The sequence below is a fragment of the Moorena sp. SIO2C4 genome (assembly GCF_010672485.1).
Taxonomy (GTDB): domain Bacteria; phylum Cyanobacteriota; class Cyanobacteriia; order Cyanobacteriales; family Coleofasciculaceae; genus Moorena; species Moorena producens.
The window spans coordinates 1-5,150 of record NZ_JAAHGN010000523.1; the positions used below are offsets into that span (position 1 = coordinate 1).

Sequence of the window (5,150 nt, forward strand, 5' to 3'; positions counted from 1 at the left end):
TCATGAGCGACTGCATCAAGACGGGAGCAGGGAGCAGGGAGCAGGGAAGAGGGAAGAGGGAAGAGGGAAGAGGAAAAAAATAATGTGTACCTCATGAGTACTAGAAACGCTATAATCGAATAATTTTAAGAGTGAGGTGGAACTGGCATCTTGCCAGTTTCATGCTTATTTTCGAGCGGGCAGGATGCCCACTCTACTCCTATTCATTCCTTAATTCAGCAACGCCAAACTTTCTGCATTTATCTGTAAGCGTTCGCGTAGCGTGGCCATAGGCCAATCGCGTTTTTTGGTTGAAGCTGATGGGATTCCAAAAAATTACCAGCACTCCCTAATTTCCGTAATCCCTATCTTTTAATAGGGGTTAAACTTTTAGAGCGATCCCCTGGCAAATCCTCAAAAATTGCGCCTCGTTGAATTAGGTCTCTCTTGAGCGATTCATCAATTCCTGAGTTATTTCCAAATCGGGCATTTTTCACAACAGCACCACTGAGGTTGGCATCACTGAGGTTGGTATAAATCAGGTAGGCACGAATCAGGTAGGCACCCCTGAGGTCGGCACCCCTGAGGTCAGCACCCCTGAGGTCGGCACGAATCAGGTCGGCACCCCTGAGGTCGGCACCACTCAGGTAAGCACGAATCAGGTCGGCATCCCTCAGCTTGGCACCACTGAGCTTGGCACCCCTCAGCTTGGCACCACTGAGCTTGGCACCCCTCAAGTCGGCACGAATCAGGTAGCCATCACTCAGGTTGGCACCCCTCAGGTTGGCACCACTCAAGTTGGCACCACTCAGGTAGCCACCACTCAGGTTGGTACCACTGAGCTTGGCACCCCTCAGGTTGGCACCCCTCAGGTAGCCACGAATCAGATTGGTATGAATCAGATTGGCAGCAATCAGGTTGACACCAATCAGGTCAGTACCAATCAGGTAGTCAAGAATCAGGTTGGCACCACGAATCAGGTTGGCACGAATCAGGTTGGTACCACTGAGCTTGGCACCCTTCAGCTTGGCACCCCTCAGGTTGACACCTTTCAGATCAGTACCCCTCAAGTCAGCACCTCTGAGATCGGCACCTCTGAGGTCGGCACCACTCAGGTCAGCATCACTCAGGTCAGCACCTCTTAAGTCTCGACCCACAGCTCCACTGGTAGCAATCTCTTCCACTAGACGCCATTTCTGATCAAACTCGTTATTTTGATCATCCTCTGACGTTTCCCTCAAAATTTGAATATCTTGAACAGGAAAACCCCTTAATTCTTTGAGTTCTCCTGATTCTATCCGAGATCTAAGTCGTTCGATATCCTCTGGAGAACCCTCTACAATTAATCGGATGCTGCCTGGTTTAATATCAATAATGTTTATACTGTCCCCTGAATAGTCTTGTAAAATCCATTCAATAAATTTTGGATTTTGAACTAAATTTATATCCCCTTCTAAGACAATAGAAGCTTTAATTTTTTTATTTTGTTTATCGATTACAGTCACTTTGCGCCTAGGTGCTTGCCCTTGCTCTACCCCCTCCACCAGCTCTGAGCTACTACTATCATTTCTGGTTAGCGGTTTTAATCGGTTTTCGTCTGCTATTCCCGCAATTTCTCTCCAGTCTAGTTTCAGAGCCTGGCATATCCGTTTAAAGGAATCCAGCTGAATTGGTTTAGATTGAAAAAACTTTGTTACTGTACTGCGGCCTATAAATTGTAATTTTGCGAAGTTAGTTTTAGAGTTGAATCCTAGCCTTATTAAAGCTTTTTCTGCTTTTTCTATACCGTTTGACGAGGCGGTGATAGTTAGTTTTTTATTTTTCCTAACTTGGCTAGCATCTATCATAATATTCCTAGTTGTTTCTGAAGTCTTTGCTAAACCTTCGAAATACTTTGAACCCTTTGTATTAGAATCTGTCATCGTATGGCTAGTTTTTGATAACTATAGTAATAGTAATGGTGTTTAAAAAATCAATGGAGTAAGGGATGCAGCCCTATATTATCAAACTAAATAATTCCCTGACCGGAAGTTTTATATTCCCTACGTAGAGCGTAAAGTTTAGCGCAATCACAACTGAGTCACAAGGCAATCAAACAAAACCCAAAACATATTAGCAACTTATCCATTGGACAGTCAAGGTTTCGGTTTTTGTAGGTAACCATTAAAAGTAGCAGTCAAGTTTACCAGTTACAGAAAAAACCTATGGCTAATAAAACTCTGACAATCAAAGAAATGGTTCAAACTGCTATTATATCGATATTACTTGGGGGGTCACTTACCCTAGCCGTCATGGATGAAGAGTACCGCCCCACGTTTATGGATATGGCAAAAATAGGTCTTGGAGGCTATCTGGGACTGTCACTACCTAAGTCTAAAGGGAAATAAAACTAGGCGTTGCTGAATTTAGGAATGAATAAGAGTAGAGTGGGCATCCTGCCCGCTCGAAAATAAGTAAGCATGAAACTGGCAAGATGCCAGTTCCACCCAAGATGCCCATTCCATAAAACTCTTAAAATCATTCAATTATTAAGCAACGCCATAATTATAACCCTTGCTTGAATTATTGGATTTTTGATGAATGCTGAACAAATGTCTATCCAACAGATCAGCACAGAGTATATTGCGATAGATCCTGACTTTTGTGGTGGTAAACCTCGCATTATTGGCACTATAATGCCTGTAGCAACTATTGCCAAAATGTATTTAGAGATGGGAGAATCCTTAGAATAAATTGCCTCTGATTATAATTTATCTAAGGCAGCGGTTTATGCGGCAATGGCCTATTATTACGATCATCGGGAAGAAATTGACCGCCATACCGCAGAAAGTGCAGCGTTTGTGGAAGAAATGAAGCGCAATAGTCCCCCTTCTCCTTTAGAATCACGATTGAGGGCTATTCGGGGTGAGTAGTCGGATTTATGAAGTATATACTCCAGAGGACATGGTTGGGCGTATTGAGTATCTGTAAGCGTTCGCAAAAGCGCGGAAGCTGAGGCCGTAGGCCACGCTTTGCGAACGCGTGACTCGCGTAGCGTGGCCTACGGCCAATCGCATTTTTTTGGTTGATGCGATCGCATTTTTTTGCGGGAATCCCTATTTTTCACTAGGAGTAAGACTTAGGGAAGTGTGGGCAGATGGTGGATATTTTTATTAAGGGTAATTATCCTGACATGATATAAAGCTATGGGAGTAGTTTTTAGTGCTATGATAAAGCCATGCAGCACCCATTCCCTTTTTTCTATTATTTTGGCGCAGCCCTATAAGATTTAGCCCTAGTCAAACTACGGAATATAGCGCTACGCGAAAGGCAAAAGGCAAAAGGCAAAAGGCAAAAGTTCAGTATATAGCTTTTCAGCTTGTATCAATGTCGTAACCTTGTCGTAACCTTAATGGGTAGTGCTATAAAACAATTCTAAAAACCTAAAAAAATGGCGTTGCTGAATCAAGGAATGAATATGAGTGGGGTGGGCATCCTGCCTGCCCGGGAATTGTAACGGGCAAGATGCCCATTCCACAAAACTCTTCAAATCATTCCATTGTTAAGCAATGCCGAATTTAATAGTTCTCTATTTTAGAGACTTGAAAGTCTGGGAAAAAGCCCTTGGCCAAAGGCCACGCTACGCGCATAAGCACCTCAAGTAGCGTGCGCTTAGCGCTTAAGCTGATACGCGACACGCTGATAGCTGATAGCTTACAATCTACCTAAGCTTTATCCAAGAATAACTAATTCCACATTAGCCACTTCTGAGCATTTAGCCGTTGTATAGTGTAATGAACCATTAGATCAAGAGTCACTCTCCGTTCATCAATCATAAAAGACTCGATTGTACTAGGGTTAACACCATTAGCTGAGGCCGAAAAAGCCTTTTGTTTTTTAATATCTTCGTCTAGGAAATAAACGTTAAATTTACGTTGCCCATTTTGCCAACTACCCATTACTTGCCAACAGTCATCCATTTGACTCAAACTCGGAATGGGGATTTTCTGTTTAGCAAACGTCACATCTACATCATCAATACCTTGTTTGGCAAAAGCAGTCTTAAGGGCTGGCACATAATGTTGTTCCACAAATTCAGTAAAGGGTTTCTTTTCAATTGCTGGTGGTTTTTCTTTTTTAGCTTTTGCCTCTGTAGCCGCAGGCTTTTTGGCCGCAGGGGCCTTAGCCGCAGCTTTGTCTTCTGATTTGGCCGCAGGCTTTTTGGCCGCAGGGGCTTTAGCCGCTGGTTTGTCTTCTGATTTGGCCGCAGGCTTTTTGGCCGCAGGGGCTTTAGCCGCCGGTTTGTCTTCTGATTTGGCCGCAGGTTTCGGTTCGGTTATTTCAACCGGCGGTTGGTCTACTACAGCAGCAGGCTTCGGTTCGGTATTAGCGGCAGGTTTGTCTTCTGATGGTGTAGCCGGTTTCGGTTCAGTTATTTCAACTGGCGGTTGGTCTGCGATCGCAGCAGGCTTCGGTTCGGTATTAGCAGCAGGCTGGTCTTCTGATGGTGTAGCCGGTTTCGGTTCAGTGATCTCAACTGGCGGTTGGTCTGCGATCGCAGCAGGCTTCGGTTCGATATTAGCCCCAGGCTGGTCTTCTGATGGTGTAGCTGGTTTCGGTTCAGTTATTTCAACCGGCGGTTGGTCTACTACAGCAGCAGGCTGGTCTTCTGATACATCAGCAGCAGGTTTCTCTGCTGATGTATCAGAAGGAGTATTTGCGTCCTCAGGGTTAGGCAAGGGTAGGGTTTCTTCCGCCATAGCTAATGTAAGTCATTATCTTTACTCTGGATAATCCTATCTTACTGGCGAAGGGCTAGACAGATGGCTCGGGAGTCGGGAATCGGGAGTCGGGAATCGGGAGTCGGGAATCGGGAGTCGGGAATCGGGAGTCGGGAATCGGGAGTCGGGAGTCGGGAATCGGGAGTCGGGAGTCGGGAATCGGGAGTCGGGAAAAGCGGGAAATGGGCAGAATTCTGCGGACTTGAGCTAAACGCGATTGGCGGTAGGCTACGCTACGCGAACGCATTTGTCAGTAGCTTTCATTAGTATAGTGGTTTTTAACCTAATGAGGTACACAGGATTTTTTCCCTGTTCCCTGTTCCCTGTTCCCTATTCCCTATTCCCTGTTCCCTATTCCCTGTTCCCTACTCCCTACTCCCGATTCCCTATCGCTAGCTTTTTTCTCTTGGA

Annotated in this window: 6 protein-coding genes; 3 read left to right on the forward strand and 3 right to left on the reverse strand. The window is 45.1% G+C overall.

Features of this window, described 5'->3' with window-relative positions; genetic code table 11:
* Positions 1-344: 344 nt before the first annotated feature.
* Positions 345-1,826 (reverse strand): pentapeptide repeat-containing protein, encoded by a 1,482-nt coding sequence (locus tag F6K20_RS23475; RefSeq protein WP_287296214.1) that lies wholly within the window; start codon positions 1,824-1,826, stop codon positions 345-347.
* Between the two features lie 357 nt (positions 1,827-2,183).
* On the opposite strand from F6K20_RS23475, the gene F6K20_RS23480 reads away from it, so the two are divergent.
* The 3 genes from F6K20_RS23480 (at position 2,184) to F6K20_RS23490 (ending at position 2,891) form a co-directional block, all read left to right on the forward strand.
* Positions 2,184-2,366 carry a hypothetical protein gene (locus F6K20_RS23480; protein ID WP_287266143.1) on the forward strand — a complete coding sequence of 61 codons (183 nt, stop codon included), beginning with the start codon at positions 2,184-2,186 and terminating at the stop codon, positions 2,364-2,366.
* 189 nt (positions 2,367-2,555) lie between these two features.
* Entirely contained in the window at positions 2,556-2,711 is a 156-nt protein-coding gene (locus tag F6K20_RS23485; RefSeq protein ID WP_287296216.1) for a DUF433 domain-containing protein, read from the forward strand.
* A 45-nt stretch (positions 2,712-2,756) separates the two neighbouring features.
* A complete protein-coding gene (locus F6K20_RS23490; RefSeq protein ID WP_287296218.1) occupies positions 2,757-2,891 on the forward strand; it encodes a hypothetical protein in 135 nt (44 codons plus the stop codon).
* An 813-nt stretch (positions 2,892-3,704) separates the two neighbouring features.
* Here the strand turns inward: F6K20_RS23490 and F6K20_RS23495 are convergent.
* Together F6K20_RS23495 and F6K20_RS23500 are read right to left on the reverse strand one after the other, a co-directional pair.
* Positions 3,705-4,718, reverse strand: coding sequence for a DUF2996 domain-containing protein (locus F6K20_RS23495; RefSeq protein ID WP_287296220.1), 1,014 nt, complete (start codon positions 4,716-4,718; stop codon positions 3,705-3,707).
* A 55-nt stretch (positions 4,719-4,773) separates the two neighbouring features.
* Positions 4,774-4,986 (reverse strand): hypothetical protein, encoded by a 213-nt coding sequence (locus F6K20_RS23500; RefSeq protein WP_271969241.1) that lies wholly within the window; start codon positions 4,984-4,986, stop codon positions 4,774-4,776.
* Positions 4,987-5,150 lie beyond the last annotated feature (164 nt).

What these genes read in the sequence shown, in the direction of transcription:
- F6K20_RS23475 (WP_287296214.1), bottom strand. Translation starts at nt 1,826, where the DNA reads ATGATAGATGCTAGCCAAGTTAGGAAAAATAAAAAACTAACTATCACC.
- F6K20_RS23480 (WP_287266143.1), top strand. Translation starts at nt 2,184, where the DNA reads ATGGCTAATAAAACTCTGACAATCAAAGAAATGGTTCAAACTGCTATT.
- F6K20_RS23485 (WP_287296216.1), top strand. Translation starts at nt 2,556, where the DNA reads ATGAATGCTGAACAAATGTCTATCCAACAGATCAGCACAGAGTATATT.
- F6K20_RS23490 (WP_287296218.1), top strand. Translation starts at nt 2,757, where the DNA reads ATGGCCTATTATTACGATCATCGGGAAGAAATTGACCGCCATACCGCA.
- F6K20_RS23495 (WP_287296220.1), bottom strand. Translation starts at nt 4,718, where the DNA reads ATGGCGGAAGAAACCCTACCCTTGCCTAACCCTGAGGACGCAAATACT.
- F6K20_RS23500 (WP_271969241.1), bottom strand. Translation starts at nt 4,986, where the DNA reads ATGCGTTCGCGTAGCGTAGCCTACCGCCAATCGCGTTTAGCTCAAGTC.